16 protein-coding genes and 1 other RNA gene are annotated in these 19,084 nt (G+C 64.6%); 10 read left to right on the forward strand and 7 right to left on the reverse strand.

Annotation, left to right across the window (positions count from 1 at the left end; translation table 11 throughout):
- Positions 1-70 precede the first annotated feature (70 nt).
- The 7 genes from ompA to MFF62_RS04270 all read left to right on the forward strand — a co-directional run bounded on the left by ompA (position 71) and on the right by MFF62_RS04270 (position 5,308).
- Positions 71-727, forward strand: a complete 657-nt coding sequence (gene ompA / locus MFF62_RS04240; protein WP_066739225.1) for an outer membrane protein OmpA — start codon at positions 71-73, stop codon at positions 725-727.
- 153 nt (positions 728-880) lie between these two features.
- Positions 881-1,621 (forward strand): bifunctional 2-polyprenyl-6-hydroxyphenol methylase/3-demethylubiquinol 3-O-methyltransferase UbiG, encoded by a 741-nt coding sequence (gene ubiG, locus MFF62_RS04245; protein ID WP_238260523.1) that lies wholly within the window; start codon positions 881-883, stop codon positions 1,619-1,621.
- 3 nt (positions 1,622-1,624) lie between these two features.
- Positions 1,625-2,281, forward strand: a complete 657-nt coding sequence (gene gph / locus MFF62_RS04250; protein ID WP_238260525.1) for a phosphoglycolate phosphatase — start codon at positions 1,625-1,627, stop codon at positions 2,279-2,281.
- Positions 2,282-2,371: 90 nt separating this feature from the next.
- Positions 2,372-2,731: a transfer-messenger RNA gene (gene ssrA, locus MFF62_RS04255) on the forward strand.
- A 255-nt stretch (positions 2,732-2,986) separates the two neighbouring features.
- Positions 2,987-4,087 (forward strand): hypothetical protein, encoded by a 1,101-nt coding sequence (locus MFF62_RS04260; RefSeq protein WP_238260527.1) that lies wholly within the window; start codon positions 2,987-2,989, stop codon positions 4,085-4,087.
- A complete protein-coding gene (locus MFF62_RS04265) occupies positions 4,081-4,770 on the forward strand; it encodes a hypothetical protein (RefSeq protein WP_238260529.1) in 690 nt (229 codons plus the stop codon). The genes MFF62_RS04260 and MFF62_RS04265 overlap by 7 nt, the downstream gene beginning before the upstream one ends.
- On the forward strand, positions 4,670-5,308 hold the full coding sequence (locus MFF62_RS04270) for an autotransporter domain-containing protein (RefSeq protein WP_238260531.1): 639 nt from the start codon (positions 4,670-4,672) through the stop codon (positions 5,306-5,308). The genes MFF62_RS04265 and MFF62_RS04270 overlap by 101 nt, the downstream gene beginning before the upstream one ends.
- 32 nt (positions 5,309-5,340) lie before the next feature.
- Here MFF62_RS04270 and MFF62_RS04275 read toward each other — a convergent pair whose 3' ends face one another.
- Entirely contained in the window at positions 5,341-5,709 is a 369-nt protein-coding gene (locus MFF62_RS04275) for a hypothetical protein (RefSeq protein ID WP_238260533.1), read from the reverse strand.
- 184 nt (positions 5,710-5,893) lie between these two features.
- Complete coding sequence (locus MFF62_RS04280; RefSeq protein WP_238260535.1) at positions 5,894-7,006, reverse strand: lytic polysaccharide monooxygenase; 1,113 nt, start codon at positions 7,004-7,006, stop codon at positions 5,894-5,896.
- A 207-nt stretch (positions 7,007-7,213) separates the two neighbouring features.
- On the opposite strand from MFF62_RS04280, the gene MFF62_RS04285 reads away from it, so the two are divergent.
- On the forward strand, positions 7,214-7,621 hold the full coding sequence (locus MFF62_RS04285; RefSeq protein ID WP_238260536.1) for a hypothetical protein: 408 nt from the start codon (positions 7,214-7,216) through the stop codon (positions 7,619-7,621).
- Between the two features lie 68 nt (positions 7,622-7,689).
- Here the strand turns inward: MFF62_RS04285 and MFF62_RS04290 are convergent, their stop codons facing one another.
- Together MFF62_RS04290 and MFF62_RS04295 are read right to left on the reverse strand one after the other, a co-directional pair.
- Positions 7,690-8,160 carry a cyanophycin metabolism-associated DUF1854 family protein gene (locus MFF62_RS04290; RefSeq protein ID WP_238260538.1) on the reverse strand — a complete coding sequence of 157 codons (471 nt, stop codon included), beginning with the start codon at positions 8,158-8,160 and terminating at the stop codon, positions 7,690-7,692.
- Positions 8,161-8,182: 22 nt separating this feature from the next.
- Positions 8,183-10,474: a cyanophycin metabolism-associated ABC transporter gene (locus MFF62_RS04295; protein WP_238260540.1), complete on the reverse strand. Its 2,292-nt coding sequence runs from the start codon at positions 10,472-10,474 to the stop codon at positions 8,183-8,185.
- A gap of 279 nt (positions 10,475-10,753) precedes the next feature.
- On the opposite strand from MFF62_RS04295, the gene cphA (MFF62_RS04300) reads away from it, so the two are divergent.
- Complete coding sequence (gene cphA, locus MFF62_RS04300; protein WP_238260568.1) at positions 10,754-13,405, forward strand: cyanophycin synthetase; 2,652 nt, start codon at positions 10,754-10,756, stop codon at positions 13,403-13,405.
- Positions 13,406-13,438: 33 nt separating this feature from the next.
- Positions 13,439-16,009, forward strand: a complete 2,571-nt coding sequence (cphA, locus tag MFF62_RS04305; protein ID WP_238260570.1) for a cyanophycin synthetase — start codon at positions 13,439-13,441, stop codon at positions 16,007-16,009.
- 144 nt (positions 16,010-16,153) lie between these two features.
- Here cphA (MFF62_RS04305) and MFF62_RS04310 read toward each other — a convergent pair whose 3' ends face one another.
- The 3 genes from MFF62_RS04310 to MFF62_RS04320 all read right to left on the reverse strand — a co-directional run bounded on the left by MFF62_RS04310 (position 16,154) and on the right by MFF62_RS04320 (position 19,039).
- Positions 16,154-16,813: an amino acid ABC transporter permease gene (locus tag MFF62_RS04310; RefSeq protein ID WP_238260572.1), complete on the reverse strand. Its 660-nt coding sequence runs from the start codon at positions 16,811-16,813 to the stop codon at positions 16,154-16,156.
- Between the two features lie 156 nt (positions 16,814-16,969).
- Entirely contained in the window at positions 16,970-17,782 is an 813-nt protein-coding gene (locus MFF62_RS04315) for a transporter substrate-binding domain-containing protein (protein WP_238260573.1), read from the reverse strand.
- Between the two features lie 345 nt (positions 17,783-18,127).
- On the reverse strand, positions 18,128-19,039 hold the full coding sequence (locus MFF62_RS04320) for a glutamate/aspartate ABC transporter substrate-binding protein (protein ID WP_238260574.1): 912 nt from the start codon (positions 19,037-19,039) through the stop codon (positions 18,128-18,130).
- Positions 19,040-19,084 lie beyond the last annotated feature (45 nt).

A 19,084-nucleotide genomic window follows, 5' to 3' on the forward strand; every position in this document is an offset into this window, starting at 1 on the left:
GAATGTATGACTTGTTTTCGTCCATTTGCTCGCAGTAACCCTGCGGTGATCTCATCCTGAGAGGAGAAATATGAAAAAATTTGCCAAGCTCGCGCTCGTTGCAGCTACCGCAGTAATGGCTGCATCCGCTCAAGCCCAGTCCGTCCCCTACGAAAAGAAGGCCGTGAACGATAACTGGGGCAACGGTACGAGCGAGTACGTGTGGAAGAATGGCACGAACGAGCTCTGCTGGCGCGACAGTTCCTGGACCCCGGCAACGGCTAATGCCCTGTGCGATGGCGCACTGGCTCCGGCTGCTGCTCCGGCTCCGGCCCCGACCCCGGTTGCTCCTCCGGTTGTGTCGAGCGAGAAGGTCACTTTCGCTGCTGACACCCTGTTCGACTTCGACAAGGCTGTTCTGAAGCCCGAAGGCAAGGCAAAGCTGGACGACCTGGTCTCGAAGCTGCAAGGCATCACCCTGGAAGTCATCATCGCCGTGGGCCACACCGACTCGTTCGGTTCGGACAAGTACAACGATCGCCTGTCGATCCGTCGTGCTGAATCGGTCAAGGCTTACCTGGTGAGCAAGGGCGTTGAAGCCAACCGCGTGTACACCGAAGGCAAGGGCAAGCGTCAGCTGAAGGTTGATCCGAAGTCGTGCAAGGGCAACCGCACCGCTCAGATCGCCTGCCAGCAGCCGAACCGCCGCGTGGAAGTCGAAGTGGTCGGCACCCGCAGCGCACGTTAATCGGATCCTCTCCGATGATGAAAAGCCCAGCATCTGCTGGGCTTTTTTTTCGCCCTGTCCAGCCGCGCCATCGGCATTCGGCGCGGCTTCGTTTTTTTGGTAAAGTTGCCGCAGCCTTCTCATAGACCGGCCGCGCCACGTCGCGCGGCACCGATGATGTCGCATTCGACTACCCTTACCCCTCCCACCCAATCCGGCCGCAACGCCGATCCCAAAGAGATCGACAAGTTCAGCGAACTGGCGCACCGCTGGTGGGACCCGAACAGTGAATTCAAGCCGCTACACGACCTGAACCCGCTGCGGCTGGGCTGGATCGACGGTATCGCGCACCTGTCGGGCAAGCAGGTCATCGACGTGGGCTGTGGCGGCGGGATTCTGTCGGAAAGCATGGCACGCATCGGCGCCACGGTCCGGGGCATTGACCTGTCGACCAAGGCCCTGAAGGTAGCGGACCTGCACAGCCTGGAATCGGGTGTCGCGGTCACCTACGAGGAAATCGCCGTGGAAGACCTGGCGGCGCGCGCGCCCGCCAGCGTCGACGTGGTGACCTGCATGGAGATGCTGGAGCACGTGCCCGATCCGCAGTCGATCGTGCGCGCCTGTACGACGCTGGTCAAACCCGGTGGCTACGTTTTCTTCTCGACCATCAACCGCAACCTGAAGGCCTACCTGCTGGCCGTGGTGGGCGCGGAATACGTGTTGAACATGCTGCCGCGCGGCACGCACGACTTCAAGAAGTTCATCACGCCGTCCGAGATGGCGCGCTTTGCCCGCAACGCCCGCCTGGACCTGGTGGAGATGCGCGGCATGACGTACAACCCGTTGACCCAGATCTATTCGCTCGGCCGCGACACCGACGTCAACTACATGATGGCGTTCCGGAAGGTGGGCTGAGCCATGGCGAAATTTCACGCGGTTTTCTTCGACCTCGACGGTACGCTTGCCGATACGGCCCCTGACCTCGCTGCCGCGGCCAACCGGCTCGTGGTGGAACACGGCATGGCACCGGTCGCCTACGACAAGCTTCGGCCCGTGGCTTCGCACGGCGCGCGCGGGCTGATCGGCGCCGCGTTTGGCAAGCGGCCGGAGGACCCCGAGTTCCCATCGCTGCGCGACACCTTCCTCGAGTACTACGAGGCCGATATCGCGGTACATACGCGGCTGTTCGACGGCATGGATGCGGTGCTGGCCCAACTCGAAGCCGATGGCGTGCCCTGGGGCATCGTCACCAACAAGATCGCACGCTTCACGGTACCGCTGGTCCGGGCCATCGGCCTCGCGCCACGCGCGGTGGCGGTGGTCAGCGGCGACACCACGCCCCATGCCAAGCCCCACCCTGCCCCGCTGCTCCACGCGGCCGAACTGAGCGGTGTGGCGCCTGCCCAGTGCCTGTACGTCGGCGATGACCTGCGCGACATCCAGGCCGGGAAGGCCGCCGGCATGGCCACCGTGTCGGCCGCGTACGGCTACTGCGGCGAAGACGAGCCGCCAGACACCTGGGGTGCCGACTACCTCATCAATCACCCGTCCGAACTGCTTGAATTGCTGCGCTGAAGCCCCACGTACCGGTACGGAACCGGTGACGCGCCATGGCAGTCGAAACCGGGTACAATCCGTTTTCTTTCGCGTTTTACTACGCACATTGGGGCCGACCTGGTTTCGACGTGGGTTGCAAAGCAGTGGAGGGCATACCGAGGACCCGTCACCTCGTTAATCAATGGGAATGTAATAACTGCTAACGACGAACGTTACGCACTGGCAGCCTAAGGGCCGCCGTCCTCGCACTGGCTCGCTGACGGGCTAGGGTTCGCAAGAACCAGCGAGGTCATTTACGTCAGATAAGCCCCGTCGGTGTCACGACTGCGGGGACGAAAACCAAGTGACTCGCCGTGACAGAGCGTGTTCGTCCGCGATGGCACGGTTAAATCAAATGACAGAACTAAGTATGTAGAACTCTCTGTGGAGGGCTTGCGGACGCGGGTTCGATTCCCGCCGGCTCCACCAAATTCAAGAACCCCGTCGACGGCAACGTCCTCGGGGGTTTTTCTTGCCTGCTCCAGGCCGATCCCCAGCGGATCCAGGCCGCCCCGGCGCGCTGCAAATACTGCCATCGCAAGTTCAAGGTTCAGCGCCGCCACAAAAAGCCGCCTATGGTGGTCAAGAGCCGCGTCCACTGCCTGGGACCCGTCGCATCAGCAGTTGCTGGCGATCCGCCATTGAAGCTGCATCCCTCAGCCATCGATCGTCAATGGAAGAGACATGCGCAGGAACCATGGAACACCTTTATTCGCGAAGACCCTGGCCGTGGTCGGTTGCCTGTTGCACAGCGCACCATCCCTGGCCACCTGCGACAATCCCACGCTCGGCAGCGGGCAGACCACCACCTGCAACAACTCGGCGCCCAACCCCAGCACGATTCCGATAGCCGCCATGGGTGGCAGTAGCGGCGTCACGATCAACGTGCTCCAGGGGGCCGCCATCGACGTGAACAACGGCAATGCCATCCTCGTGCACGATCGCAGCCGCGTGACCAACGAAGGCTCGCTCAGCGTGACGGGCGACACGTTCGATGGCATCTCGGCGCAGAGCGCTGGGGCGCAAGGCAATGCGCTGATCAATCGCGGATCCATCACGACGAACGGTGACGGCTCGGAAGGCATGTTCTCGAGCACGCGGGCGACGTCACTGCTCAACGACGTGACTGGCACCATCCGCACGCTCGGGCCGCACTCGGCGGGCATGGTGGACTTCAAGAGCCCCGGCGGCAACACGCTGGTCAACAATGGCAGGATCGAAACTGCTGGGCCCGGTTCGCACGCCATGGCCATCGCGGCGCCCACCGGCTCGGTCGTCAATAATGGCACCCTCACCACCGGCGGTCTGGGTTCGGCTGGAATGTTCTCGGCCGGCGATATCTCGGGGCAGGCGCCGAATGGCAGCGGCACGGCCACCCTGATCAACAACGGCGCGATTCAAACGGACGGACGCGGCGGCATCGGCATCGGCATCGTCGTCCTGAACACGGCGCTCACGCCAGTCACGAACAACGGCACGATCGTTTCCAGGGGACCGGAATCGGGCGGCGCATTCCTCAACGGGCCGACGACATTCGTCAACGGCGCGGGCGCCAGCATCTCCGCACCGCTTGGTGACGGCGTGATTGCGAATGGCGGCGGCACAGTCCGCAACGCGGGCACGATCAGCGCCCCAGGCATGGCCTCTTTCTCGGCAGCGCGGCCGTCGTCGACAACAGCGGCACGATTGCCAGCACCGGATTCATCGCCATCCAGTCGGCCGGTTCGGCGGATATCCGTATCACCAACTCCGGCAACCTGGCCGGGGCCAATTCCGCCGTGCTGACCGACGCGGGCAACGACAGCTTCACCATGTCGGCGGGCTCGACCAACGGCATCGTCGACCTGGCGGGCGGCTCGAATTCCATCACGCTGACTGGCGGCACGATTGGTTCGGGCCTGCGCACTAGTGCTGGCCCAGCTAACACGCTGCTGTGGCAGGACGGTGGCATCATCACCGGCCCTGTCACGCTGAATGGCGATGACAACCAGGCCACGCTTCGCCGATTGACCGACGCCAATCTCGCTGAGCTCACTGCGCTCCAGAGCGGCGCCGGCACGGGCACCCTCACCTTTGACGCGACGACGGCTGGCAACGCGAGCCGCTTCACGAACTGGACAATCGTCAATCTGACCAACGGTAGCCGGCTCACGCTCGACAAACCCGGGCTCGTGCTCCGCAACGCAGGCACCGGCACCGGGACGCTGAATATCGATACCGCCAGCGCGCTGCTGGCGGGCGGGCTCGGTGTTCAGCGGAGGAATCGAGGGTCTGCAGATCGGGCACGACATCTATGCCTAGGCGCGCAGCAGTGGCCATCGCGACCATTTCGGCGCATTCGCGGGCTTCGCACGCGCGAGTGGCGACGTGGACGGCTTCGCACTCGGCTTTCAAGGATTCGCGGTGGGACACCTCGCCGTCAACGCGTACAACCTGGGCGCGTACTGGACGCACGTCGGTCCCACTGACTGGTATACCGACGCAGTAGTCATGGGCAGTTCGCTGGTGATCGATCCGACGTCGGGCGATGGCATCGGCCCGACCACGCACGGCAACGCCTTCTACACGTCGCTGGAGGGCGGCGCGCTCTTTCCGCTGACACCAACGATCGATATCGAGCCGCAGGCGCAACTGATCTGGCAGCGCACGCGTATCAACGACCTGAACGACGGCATCTCGACGGTCTCATCCCATTCAGACGGCAGCCTGATCGGCCGCATTGGCGCACGCATGCAAGGGAAGTTCGAGCGCGCGGGCGCGCTCTGGCGGCCCTACTTCCGGGCCAATCTGTGGCGTTATTTCGGCGGCACAGACAGTCAGACGTATGCGGCAACCACGGTGATCGCGGCCAGCGCATCGGCGACGGCCGCCGAGTTCGCGCTCGGCCTGGCCACCACGTTCAGTGCCTGCGGCAGCGCGTTCGTCAATGTGAGCTATACCGCCAACGTTGGCGGTGCCACGCGCAGCATCGTCACCGGCAATGCCGGTGTCCGAGTGCGGTGGTAGGCAGGATCAGTCGGTGTGATCGTTGGACGCGATCAGTGGACGGCACCATCCACCGGCATGCTTTCCAGCCGGGCGGCGTAGTAGCGATCCACAGGCAAGCTGACGCCCAGCGGCACATACATGCGCTTTGCATGATCGACCGAGCCGACCATACCCGGCATCCATAGCCGCTGCAGTCGCGCGTGCGACTCGCCAGAATGTGCCGCGTAGGCATCGACCCCAAATTCCTGGATGGCCTTGAACAGCACAAGACCCACCAGGTACATGTCGCCCGTATCCAACGCGATTTCTGCCTGCGCAGTCCAGCGCTGGGCGCGATCTTCAATTTTTTCCGCTTCGGCAAACCGTTCCGTCATGGTCGGCATGAACGCATCGCCGGGCGGGAGAAAGGTAAGGCTCATCAGACGGCTCCTATCCCCGTATCCGAACAATGACGGCAAATTTCGCCGAAAACTGAAGCGATCGGAACAAATTCGAACAGCTTTCGGCGAAATACAACACTTAGCGAATCAGACGCCACAGCGCGGGCGTCACTGCAGGGGTCCATCCTGCACCGCGCCATACCATATGACGTTGCAGGCAGACCTAGCGCTTGCCTTGGTAAGTCACACTCTGACCCATTTCATAGGCAGGGCCTTCCCGCCACGTATCAAGCGTGCTCCCGTCTGACTGCCCGATCGATGCGGCGCCCCGGCCACTGCCCGATCTGCCGCTGGCGCTGGGTGCTTCCTTGTCGATTTCATAGCGATAGCCCGCGTACGTCTTGCCCAGGTAGACGCGATTGGCTGTGGCGGAGTTCAGCGGCACGATGTTCGATGCCCCATTGCGCGCCTGCAGCTCGCCAATGCGGAATATCTGCGACTCGGTGTTGAGCTTCTGTGCCAGTTGATAGGCCCAGGTAGCTGCCTTGGCGTTGGCCGCCGTGATGGTCAGCACATGCTTGCCGGCGTCGCGGCCTGCACTGTCCATGGCCCGGAACGTCAGCTTGGTCCCCACGACGAGATTGCCCATCGCGGTTAGTGCGCCCTGGTCTTCCCAGCCGATCTCACGCACTGCCAGCCCGTCACCGGGGAACTTCACGTCGGCGCAGGCATAGAACGCTTCAGGATTGTCGGCGCGCTGCCAGATGCTGTAGATCATGTGGCTGCCCTTCTTGTTTTTGGGCAACTGCACGTTCATGCGATAGCGTCCGCCGTCGTTGGTGGCCTGCGCGCCCGGCACGCTGGCAAACTCTTCCAGATCGCTCCAGCGCAGCGGCACGCCGGGGTCCCAGTCATCGCGCGTGATGTAGTACTTGAAGTATTCCGTGGCGTGCCGCGCCGAGGCGCGCCAGACGAAGGTGTATTCGCCCGAGACGGTTGGCACGATCGACGTCTGCGGCCAGTCGAGCCGCGCAAGATCCAGTCCCCGGAAACTGGCCGATCCGCCCGAGCACAGTTCGCCGTCGGCGATGAATGCCTTGTGATTGCCCGCCGCACTGCCCTGGCGAACGCCATTCCAGTCGTAGAACTGCTGCGCGCGCCCGACGGCCCTGGCGGCACGGCATGCGCCGGACTTCGGCTGCTCGGCGCCTTCGTTGTAGCAGGTCAGCACGCGGCTGGCCGGTAATTCCATCGTGCCGTGCGCAAGCACCGGTAACGGCGCGGCTACAGCAGCGGCCGTCGCCAGCCCCGCCAATACTGACTTCCTGAAATGCATGGTGTTTTTCCTAAAAATTGCTGTTGTCATCGCCCCCGATCAGCGAAGCTGCGCGATTTCAACCGCTGCACCATGCACAAGGAATCGGACATTTCCGAAACCCTCTTGTGCTTTACGCGTCGTCAAGCACAAGACATTCCGGATCCATCGCTGTCCGCCGGCGGGTCGGCGCTACAATAGTTGCGTCGCCTCTTTCAGCCCGCCTTCATGTCCGAACGCCCCCGCTTCACCGTCAACCGGTCCATCGTCATGCTCCTGCCGGAGCAACCGTTCCTGGACTGGATCCAGGCCGTGGACCCCGAGCCCGTACCCACGTTGACGCTTGACGACGTGCGCGACGACGCCAGCGTGTTCCTGCTGCCGGACGAAGTGGCCGACACCACGGAGAACGCCCTGCGCTGGGTGGAAAAGCGCTGGCAGTACTTCTTCGAATTCATGCTCGGCGAATGGTTTGACGACTCGGTCTGGCCAGAAACCCTGACGCTGGCCATGTTCCGCGAATGGTTCAGCATCCGCTTCCATTCGATGGTGTGGGACATGGCGCCGGACACCCCGATCGACTACGAGGACTGGGATGGCGACGAAGACGACGATGCGCCGTCCGTCCTGCACTGAAGCCATCGCGGCTTGAAACAAAAACGGCACGCCAAGGCGTGCCGTTTTTGTTCGTGCAGGGGAGCCGGTCAGAGAAACCGGTCCAGAATTTTCCGACTCGGCTTGTCCAGCGCCATCTGGTCCCGAATCAGGAACTGGATGCCGTGGCTGTCCGAGATCAGCAGCGTCGTGCCCGTGAGGCGGCGAATGTCCTCCTCGCCGCGCAGTACGAGGTCGGTCTGTCCGCGATCGGTCTTCACGGTCCATACGCTCGGCGTCGCATAGGTCGACACGCCAAGAATCTTCTGGATCTCTGGCATGAATTCGCGCGATGCCAGTTCGGCCTCGATCAGCTCGCGCGTCGGTGCCGGCAAGCCTTCCAGACGCGGCAGCCAGGCCAACTCATGACCGTCGGTGCTCATCATGCCCACACCCTCGTCGGACGCGGAAATCGGAAAGGCGCGCACGGGCACCACGCCTTCGTGCTGCGTGCCGTCCGGGGTGGTCAGCACGAGCTTGCCCAGGCTGTTGCGGGTCAGGGTGAATTCGGGCGTCTGCATGGCCGTTTGCTCAAATGAAGGATTACTGGGCACTGACCGCCTCCGCTTCGCTGCGTTCGCTGGTTTCGTCCGCCTCGGTGTCGACATTGCGCGCCTGCGCCTGGTACAGCTTGTAGTAGGCGCCTTCGCGCGCCAGCAGTTCGTCGTGGCTGCCCACTTCGACGATCTGGCCGCGATCCATCACCACCAGCCGGTCGGCCTTGCGCAGTGTGGACAAGCGGTGCGCGATGGCAATCGTGGTGCGACCCTGCACCAGGTTGTCCAGCGCCTTCTGGATTTCCTTCTCGGTCGTGGTGTCCACCGACGACGTCGCCTCGTCCATGATCAGGATGCGCGGATCGATCAGCAGCGCGCGTGCAATCGAAATCCGTTGGCGCTCGCCGCCAGACAGCGCCTGGCCGCGCTCGCCCACCAGCGAGTCGTATCCGTGCGGCAGGCGCAGGATGAACTCGTGCGCATGCGCCGCACGTGCGGCGGCGATGATCTCCTCGCGCGTGGCGTCGGGCTTGCCGTAGGCGATGTTGTCTGCGATGGTGCCGAAGAACAGGAACGGCTCCTGCAGCACCAGGCCGATATTGCGGCGGAATTCCGATACGGGCAGCGAGCGGATATCCACGCCATCCACGCGGATCGCGCCTTCGGAAACATCGTAGAAACGGCAGATCAGGTTCACCAGCGTGCTCTTGCCCGAGCCGCTGTGGCCCACCAGGCCGATCATCTCGCCGGGGCGGATGGTCAGGTTCAGGCCACGGATCACCGCGCGGTTGCCGTAGCGGAAACCGAGGTCGCGCATTTCGATGGCGCCCTGCACGTTGTCGATGTGCACCGGCTTTTGCGGCTCGGGCACGCTCGACACATGGTCGAGGATGTCGAAGATCCGCTTGGCGCCGGCCGCCGCCTTTTGCGTGACCGACACGATGCGGCTCATCGAATCGAGTCGCGTGTAGAAACGGCTGATATAGGTCAGGAAGGCGACCAGCACGCCGACCGTGATGGCGTCGTGGCTGACCTGCCAGATGCCGAAGATCCACACCACCAGCAGGCCAACTTCGGTCAGCAACGTCACGGTAGGCGTGAACAGCGACCACACGGCGTTCACGCGGTCGTTGATGGCCAGGTTGTGCCGGTTGGCTTCGCGAAAGCGCACCACCTCGCGCTTTTCCTGCGCGAACGCCTTGACCACGCGGATGCCCGGAATCGTATCGGCCAGCACGTTCGTGATTTCCGACCAGATCCGGTCGATCTTCTCGAAGCCATGGCGCAGGCGGTCGCGCACCAGGTGGATCATCCACGCGATGAACGGCAGCGGCACCAGCGTCACCAGCGCCAGCCACGGGTTGATGGAGATCAGGATGATCGACGTCATCGCGATCATCAGCACATCGGTGGCGAAATCGAGCAGATGCAGCGACAGGAACACGCTGATACGGTCGCTCTCCGACCCGATCCGCGCCATCAGGTCGCCGGTGCGCTTGCCGCCGAAGTATTCCAGCGACAGCTTGAGCAGGTGCTCGTAGGTGGTGGTACGCAGGTCCGCGCTGATGCGCTCGGACACCCGTGCCAGCAGATAGGTACGCGCCCAGCCCAGGGCCCACGCCACCAGCGCGGCACCCAGCAGGCCGGCCAGGTACATCTTCACCAGGTCGTAGTCGATCGGCACGCCGTTCTGATACGGAATCAGAACCTTATCCATCAGCGGCATGGTCAGGTACGGCGGCACCAGCGTGGCGGCAGTGCCGAACAGCAGCAGCATGAAGCCGCCCAGCAGCTCCCAGCGGTACGGCCGCGCAAAGCGCCACAGGCGCAGCAGCGCCCAGGTGGACGGCGGCGTCTCCAGCTCGCGGCTGCATTGCGGGCATTGTTCCTCGCCCGGCGGAATGGGGGCCTTGCAGGTCGGGCAGATGTCGGCGTCCGGCTCGCTGGCGTGGCCGGTTACCAGCACGTCGCGGCGCGCGTCGAACTGGTCAGCCAGCCGCAGTGCGTCGGGATTGTAACCAAGCGTATAGCGCCAGCTCGCCAGGCGGCGCTGGCCGTCGGCCAGTTCCAGCGTGCCAACGCCGGCATGGTCGCCGTGCGTCAGGGTCAGCGCGGGGCTGATATCCCAGCTACGCAGGTCTTTTTCACCCGGGGCGCGAGAGATCAGACGACGATCCGTCACAACCAGCCACCCTTGGGTAAAATGCAGCCTTGCGTCCAGGTCCAGCATCAGCCCGGCCAGGACGGTTTCCCCCGACAGCAGGGAATTGCCGAGTTCGGCAATCCAGGGGCCTTGCGGGCCGGGGGGAGTGGAAGCAGACGGGGAGGACTGGGTCATTGTCAGCGCAAAATGCGATAAAAGCGCGTCCGCAGGCCCAAAAACGGATCTAAAACGGACATAACTTGAAACAATTTAAGCGGGTCACCAGGCTGGCGGCCCGCAATTTTGCCCGCAAGTATACATAACGCAAACAAACGGGCGACTTGATGCGCTGCACAACGCGTTACCAGTCTCAAAAGGGGTTACCGAGGGTCAACCCTGAGGCTACAGTAACGTTACTGAAAGGTTAGGCTTTCCATTTCCCGGGCACTCGCCCATCTGCCTCAAGCAAATTCAATGAAAAAGAAGGACATTGAGATTTTCGATGTCATGTCGCTGCGCGGCCCGAATATGTGGACATATCGGCCAGTGCTGGAGGCATGGGTTGATATCGGCGAACTGGAGGACTTTCCCTCCAACAAGATTCCGGGGTTCTACGAGCGCCTGTCCGCGTGGCTGCCGACGCTGATCGAGCACCGCTGCAGCCCGGGCGTGCGAGGCGGATTCCTGATGCGCCTCAAGGAAGGCACCTGGCCGGGACACATCCTGGAACACGTCACGCTTGAACTGCAGAACCTGGCGGGCATGCCCGGCGGTTTCGGCAAGGCACGCGAGACGCCGGTGCGCGGGGTCTACAAGGTCATCGTACGCGCCTGGCACGAACAGGTGACGCGCGCCGCGCTTTTCACCGCGCGTGACCTGGTCATGGCTGCCATCGAGGATCGTCCGTTCGACGTGCCCGCCGCCGTCGAGGCGCTGCGCGACCTCGTCGACGAGCACTGCCTGGGCCCGAGCACGGCCTGCATCGTCGATGCCGCCGACGACCGCGACATCCCGTCGATCCGCCTGTCCGACGGCAACCTCGTGCAGCTTGGCCATGGTGCGCGCCAGCGCCGCATCTGGACGGCTGAGACCGACCGCACCAGCGCCATCGCCGAATCGATCTCGCGCGACAAGGACCTGACCAAGACGCTGCTGGAGTCGTGCGGCGTGCCGGTGCCCGAAGGCCGCATGGTCGAGAGCGCCGAAGACGCCTGGGACGCCGCCGAGAGCATCGGCCTGCCCGTGGTGGTCAAGCCGTACGACGGCAACCACGGCCGTGGCGTGTTCACCAACCTGATGACGCGCGAGGAAGTGGAAACCGCCTACGCGGTGGCCATCGAGGAAGGTAGCGGCGTGATCGTCGAGCGCTTCGTGCTCGGCAACGAGCACCGCCTGCTGATCGTGGGCGGACGCATGGTCGCCTGTGCCATGGGCGAGACCGCATCGGTGGTGGGCGACGGCAAGCAGACCATCGACGAACTGATCGAATCGCAGATCAACTCGGATCCGCGTCGCGGCAGCACCGAGGACCACCCGCTGAACCGCGTGCGCCTGGATTCCGCCGCCCGTCTGGAACTGAAGCGCCAGGGCTATGCCGATGGCAGCGCCGTGCCGCCGGAAGGCCGCACTGTGTTGATCCAGCGCAACGGCAACGTGGCGTTCGACGTCACCGACCGCGTGCACCCGAGCGTGGCCGCACATGCCGCGCTGGCCGCGCGCATCGTCGGCCTGGACATCGCCGGCGTGGACCTGGTGGCCGAGGACATCTCGCGTCCGCTGCCTGACCAGCGCGGCGCGATCGTCGAGGTCAACGCCGGCCCCGGCCTGCTGATGCACATCAAGCCCGCCGATGGCGAACCGCGCCCCGTGGGCCGTGCCATCGTCGATCACCTGTTCCCGAGCCGCAACGGCGTGGAAGACGACGGCCGCATTCCGGTCGTCGGCATCACCGGCACCAACGGCAAGACCGTGGTGGCCAAGCTCGTGGCGCGCCTGCTGCAGTTGTCGGGCAAGCACACGGGCCTGGCTTGCAGCGATGGCCTGTTCCTGGACCGCCGCCTGGTGGAAAAGGGCGACCGTGGCGAGAAGGCTGCCTGGGACGCCGGCCACCGCATCCTGATGAACCGCGCGGTGGAAGCCGCCGTGTTCGAGAACGACAGCGGCATGATCCTGTCGCAGGGCCTGCCCTACGACCGCTGCCAGGTCGGCGTGGTCACGAACTTTGGCCAGCCCGACCACCTCGGCGACTACTACGTCGAGGACGAGGACCGCATGTACAACGTGCTGCGCACCCAGGTTGACGTGGTGCTCAAGACCGGTGCGGCGGTGCTCAATGCCGCCGATCCGCGCCTCGTTGAAATGGCCGAGCTGTGCGATGGCGACGTGGTGTTCTTCGGCCTCTCTGCCGACCTGCCGGCCATCGTCGAGCATCGCGTCGCCGGCAAGCGCGCGGTGTTCGTCCGCGACGGCAAGGTCGTGATGGCCACCGGCGGCAGCGAGACCGCGCTGACCGACGTCTCCGCCATTCCGCTGACCTACGCGGGCCGTGTCGCGTTCCAGATCGAGAACGTGCTGGCCGCCGTGGCCACGGGCTGGGCGCTGGGCATCTCCAACGACCTGATCCGCGCGGGCATCGTCACGTTCGACGTGGGCCAGGTGGACGTGCCGGGCCGCTTCACGATGTTCGAGCGCCAGGGCGCCACCGTGATCGTCGACGATGCGCACAACGCCACGGCGTTGCAGGCGCTGGCCAGCGCGCTCGACCGCTTCCCGGCCGAACGCCGCATGATCGTGTTTGGCGCGGGCGTGCAGCGTCGCGACGAAGACCTGGTGCAGCAAGGCAAGGTGATCGGCAAGTCGTTCGACCGCGTGTTCCTGTGCGAAGACCTCAGCGTGCGCCGCGACCTGGCTGAAACCGAGGCGCGCGCCCTGCTGAAGAAGGGCCTCTACGAAGGCCGCCGCGTGACCAAGATCATCGACGAAGGCGTGCGCCGCGACGCGGTGGAAGCCGCGCTGTCGCAGCTGGTGGCCGGTGACCTGCTGGTCCTGCAATGCGACGAGGGCTCGACCGAGAGCACCGTCGAGCAGGTACACCAGTGGATGGGCCGCAGCGGACGCCGCGCGTAATTCGGGCCGCAAGAACAACGGACAATCGATTCTATGGAAGTCTCTCGTATCCGGGCTCTGCGTGGCCCGAATCTCTGGTGCCGGCATACCGCCATCGAAGCCATCGTGGCCTGCTCGAACCAATCGCACCTGCTGGCCGAATTACCTGGCTTTGAAGACCGCCTGCGCGCGCGTTTTCCGGGCATCGGCCCGATGCGGCCCGACGACGAAGCCGGCTCGCCTTCGATGGCGCACGCGCTGGAAGCCGCCGCACTGGGCCTGCAGGCCGCGGCCGGCTGCCCGGTGACGTTCAGCCATGCCGCGCCCACGCTGGAACCGGGCACCTACCAGGTGGTGGTGCAGTACAGCGAGGAAGAAGTGGGCCGCCTGGCCTTCGAACTGGCCGAGCAACTGTGCCTGGCCGCCCGCGACGACGCCCCGTTCGACCTCGACGACGCGCTGCACCGCCTGCGCGAACTCGATGAGGACGTGCGCCTGGGCCCCAGCACGGGCTCGATCGTCTACGCGGCTGTAGCACGCGGCATTCCGTATCGCCGTCTGACGCAAGGCTCGATGGTGCAGTTTGGCTGGGGCAGCAAGCAACGCCGCATCCAGGCCGCCGAGACCGACATGACGAGCGCCGTGTCCGAATCGATCGCGCAGGACAAGGAACTGACCAAGGCCCTGCTGCATGCGGCCGGCGTGCCCGTGCCGCTGGGCCGTTCGGTGACCAGCGCTGAAGAAGCCTGGGCCGCCGCTCAGGAAATCAACGGGCCGGTCGTGGTGAAGCCGCGCGACGGCAACCAGGGCAAGGGCGTGGCCGTGCGCATCCGCACGCGCGAGGAAGTGATGACGGCCTACGAAGTGGCCGCCGACATTTCCACCGATGTGCTCGTCGAACGCTACATCCCCGGTCACGACTTCCGCCTGCTGGTGGTGGGCAAGCACCTGGTGGCCGCGGCACGCCGCGATCCGCCGCAGGTGATTGGCGACGGATCGCACACGGTGCGCCAGCTCGTCGAGGAAGTGAACCGCGACCCGCGCCGTGGCGAAGGCCATGCCACCTCGCTGACCAAGATCCGCTTCGACGACATCGCCCTGGCCACGCTGGCCAAGCAGGGCCTGTCTGCCGACGCCGTGCCGTCCAAGGGCGTGCGCGTGGTTCTGCGCAACAACGCGAACCTGTCCACAGGCGGCAGCGCCACCGACGTGACCGACGATGTGCATCCGGATATCGCCGCCCGCGCGGTAGCCGCCGCACAGATGGTCGGGCTCGACATCTGCGGCGTGGATGCCGTGTGCGAAACGATGCTCAAGCCGTTCGAGGAACAGGCTGGCGGCATCGTCGAGGTCAACGCCGCGCCGGGCCTGCGCATGCACCTGCAGCCGTCGTACGGCAAGGGCCGCGCAGTTGGCGAAGCGATCATCTCGACCATGTTCACCGATGGCGACGACGGGCGCATTCCCGTGGTGGCCGTTTCGGGCACCAATGGCAAGACCACCACGGTACGCCTGATCACCCATATCCTGGCCTCGAATGGCCTGCGCATGGGCATGACCGGCACCGACGGCGTGTACATCCAGGGCCAGCGTATCGACACCGGCGACTGCAGCGGCCCGCGCAGCGCGCGCAACGTGCTGCTGCACCCTGACGTGGACGCGGCCGTGTTCGAGACCGCACGCGGCGGCCTGCTGCGCGAGGGCCTGGCCTTCGACCGCTGCGACGTGGCCGTGGTGACCAATGTGGGCGAAGGCGACCACCTGGGGCTGTCGTACATCAGCACCGTGGAAGACCTGGCCGTGCTCAAGAGCGTGATCGTGCAGAACGTGGCACCGCATGGCATGGCCGTGCTGAACGCCGCCGACCCGATGGTGGCGCGCATGGCCGACGCCTGCCCGGGCCTGGTCACGTTCTTCGCGCATGACCCCGGCCTGCCCACCATGGCGCTGCATCGCGCCCAGGGCAAGCGTGTGGTGTTTGTGGAAGGCGCCGAGATCGTGGCAACGGAAGGCGACACCAGCGTGCGTTTTGCGCTGGCCGACATCCCGCTGACGCGCAATGGTTCGATTGGCTTCCAGGTGGAGAACGCGATGTCGTCGATTGCCGCCGCTTGGGCGCTGGGCATCGACTGGAACGTGATCCGCCGCGCGCTGACCACGTTCGTCAACGACGCCGCCACGGCGCCGGGCCGCTTCAACGTGTTCGACTACAAGGGCGCCACGCTGATTGCCGACTACGGGCACAACCCCGATGCCATCCAGGCGCTGTGCAACGCCGTGGAGACGATGCCGTCGAAGAAGCGCTCGGTGGTGATCAGCGGTGCTGGCGACCGCCGCGACGAGGATATCCGCAAGCAGACCCAGATCCTGGGCGGCGTGTTCGACGACGTGCTGCTGTATCAGGACCAGTGCCAGCGCGGCCGTGAAGACGGCGAAGTGCTGGCGCTGCTGCAGGAAGGTCTGGTCGGTGCGCAACGCACCAGCCATACCGAGGAAATCCGCGGCGAGTTCGTGGCCATCGACACGGCCCTGGCACGCCTGCAACCCGGCGACCTGTGCCTGATCCTGATCGACCAGGTCGAGGAAGCACTGGACCACATCGCCAAGCGCATCAACGAAGCGTAGTCACAGCTTCGCCCCTGCCCGCCTCGCTCCCCTCTCCCCCTTGCCGTGCTCCCCTCTCCCTCCGGGAGAGGGGCCGGGGGTGAGGGCAAGCGCCTCAAGGTGCCACCGGCTCTAAGCCTTTCCCGTCAACAATCCCGCAGTGACCTAGTGCCGCGTAGGCAGCGCCAACCGCCGCTCCAGCACATGCTGGCACGCCGATAACGCCGTACTCAAAATCCAGTAGATCGCGGCGGCCGCCAGATACAGCGGCAGCGGCTGGTAGGTCGCGGCGATGATTTCCTGCGACGTACGCAGCAGTTCGGTGACGGTGATCACCGACACCAGCGACGTGTCCTTGATGAGGCTGATCAGGCTGTTCGACAGGCTGGGCACCGCCAGCCGCAATGCCTGCGGCCCCACCACATGGCGCAGCGTCTGGATCGGGGTCATGCCCAGGCTGTACGCGGCCAGCCATTGCCCGCGCGGCACGCCGAGGATGGCGCCACGCATGCTCTCCGACAGGTACGCGCCCACATTGAGGCTCAGCGTCAGCACGCCGGCCGGCGTGGGCTCCAGCGCGATGCCGATGCTCGGCAACCCGTAATAGACGACGAAGATCTGCACCAGCAGCGGCGTGCCCCGCATGATGCTGACGTAGACCCGCGCGATAGCCTTGAGCACGGGCTGATGGCCAATGCCCATCAGCGCCACCACGATTCCGACCACCAGGCCGAACGCCATCGACAGCACGGCGAACTTCAGCGTGAGCAGCGTGCCCTGCAGCAATACGGGAAGCGAATCAATGACGAGCTGGAGCGCGGACATGGGCAACGTGGATCAGTCGGACAAGGGCCGGAATGCCGCGATCATACGTGATTGGCGTTTGTCCCGGTCGACCCGCGTGGCGATGGCCGCTAATGCAAACGAGGCCGGGCATGGGAACATGCGCCGGCCTCGCGTGGGTCCTGGGGGACCTTGTACTTACTTGAGCGGCTTGGTCACGTCCGAGCCGAACCACTTGTTCGACAGCTTGGCCAGCGTGCCGTCATGGCGCAGGTCGTCCAGCGCCTTGTTCACGGCAGCGGCAAACTTCGGATTGTCCTTGCGGAACGGGATCGCGACTTCGCTGTTGGCACCCGGCAGCACCGCGCCCGGGCGCAGCGGCAGGTTGGCCTGCTTGATCAGGTAGTTGACCATCAGGCGGTCATTGAGCGCCGCGTCCACGCGTTGCGACGCCAGGTCACGCAGGTATTCAGGCGCGCCCGGATAGGTCTTCACGTCGATGCCCGGCACCGACTTGGCCAGGTCGTTGTAGTTGCTGCCCAGGCTCACGCCCAGCTTGTGGCCCTTCAGCGCGTCGAGCGAGGCAAATTCGCGCTTGTCGTCCTTGCGCTGGATCAGTTGGGCGGCCGAGTAGACGTACGGCGTCGAGAAATCGAGCACCTGCTTGCGCTGCGGCGTCACCGAGACCTGGTTGACGATGATGTCGAACTTGCCAGCCTGCAGGCCGGCGATGATCGCGCTCCATTCGGTGGTCACGAACTCGGGCTTGACGCCCAGCTTGCCGGCCACGGCGCGCGCCACGTCGACATCGAATCCGTCCAGCTCGTTGTTGGCGCCGCGATATCCGAACGGCGGATAGGTTCCTTCCAGGCCGATCTTGAGCACGCCGGCCTGCTTGACCGTGTCCAGCAGATCCGCGGCATGGGCCGCCGTCGCGGCAAGGCCCGTGGCGCCTGCCACCAGCGCGGTAGCCAGCAGGGATTTGAACCAACCCGATCGAATCGTTCGCATATGTTCTCCAGTGGGATGCGGTTTTGCGTGTCGGATGCCCCTTTTGGGGGAAATCCGACGGCCCTATGAGCCTATAACGGGCTCAAAGGTACCGCAAATGCTATCGGAGGCGAAATAACGATTGGATATGGTTATATAACCGGTAGGCCACCTAAGTTGCGCGGCTCCCCTCTCCCGCACGGCGCTCTGTTTGTTTGCTCCCCTCTCCCGCAAGGCGGGAGAGGGGTTGGGGGTGGGGGCTGGAGGTTCTGCTTGCCGACAGATCGCAATTTGAACCGCTTGCCCTCTCCCCCGGCCCCTCTCCCGGAGGGAGAGGGGCCGGGGGAGAAAAACCCTTGGAGGGTCTTACTGGAACGCCTTGTCGTTCGGCTCTGCAAACAGCTGCTTCATTTCCGGCGACAGCGCGTAGTTCATGTTGATGTTGCGCGGCGGAATCGGCTGCAGGAACCACTTCGTGTAGAGCTTCTCGGCGCGGCCGCTCTTCTGGATGTCGGCCACCACGTCGTCCACGAGCTTCTTGAACGAGGCATCGTCCTTGCGGAACATGCAGGCGTAGTTTTCGGTCTGCAGCGGCGTGCCGGCCACCACCCACTCGCCGGCGTTCTTGGCCTTGGTGCGCTCGCCGTAGAGCAGCGGCTCGTCCATCACGAACGCCACGGCACGGCCCGATTCCAGGATCAGGAAGGCCTGGCCGTGGTCCTTGGCGCTGGTCAGGTTCATGTTCATGCCTTCGCCATTCATCTTCACCAGCAGGCGCTCGCCGGTAGTGCCGGCGGTGGTCACCACGTTCTTGCCCTTGAGCTGCGGGAAGTCGGTCACGCCCGAGTCCTTCTTCGTCAGCATGCGGATGCCGTAGATGAACAGGCTGTTCGAGAAGGCCACCTGCTTCTGGCGCTCGGTGTTGTTGGTCGTGCTGCCGCATTCGATGTCGAGCGTGCCGTTCTGCATCAGCGGAATGCGGTTCTGCGACGTGATCGGCGTCATCTTGACCTGCAGGTTCGGCATGTTCAGCGTCGACTTGACCTTGTCGACGATGGCCAGCAGGTAGTCGTGGGAATAGCCCATGACCTGGTTGCCGTCCGAATACGAGAACGGAATCGACGATTCGCGGTAGCCCAGCGAAATCACGCCGCTGTCCTTGATCTTCTTGAGCGTGTCGCCATCGGCGGCCTGGGCGCCGGCGGCGACGGTGGCCAGCAGCGCGGCGGCAGCCAGGCGACGAATTTGGGTGGCCGAACGGACGGACAGTGACTTCATGGTTCGCTCCTTCAAGGGGCTTGGTTTAATAGACAGACGACTCGA

It is taken from the genome of Cupriavidus pauculus (genome assembly GCF_022179805.1).
Taxonomy (GTDB): domain Bacteria; phylum Pseudomonadota; class Gammaproteobacteria; order Burkholderiales; family Burkholderiaceae; genus Cupriavidus; species Cupriavidus pauculus_E.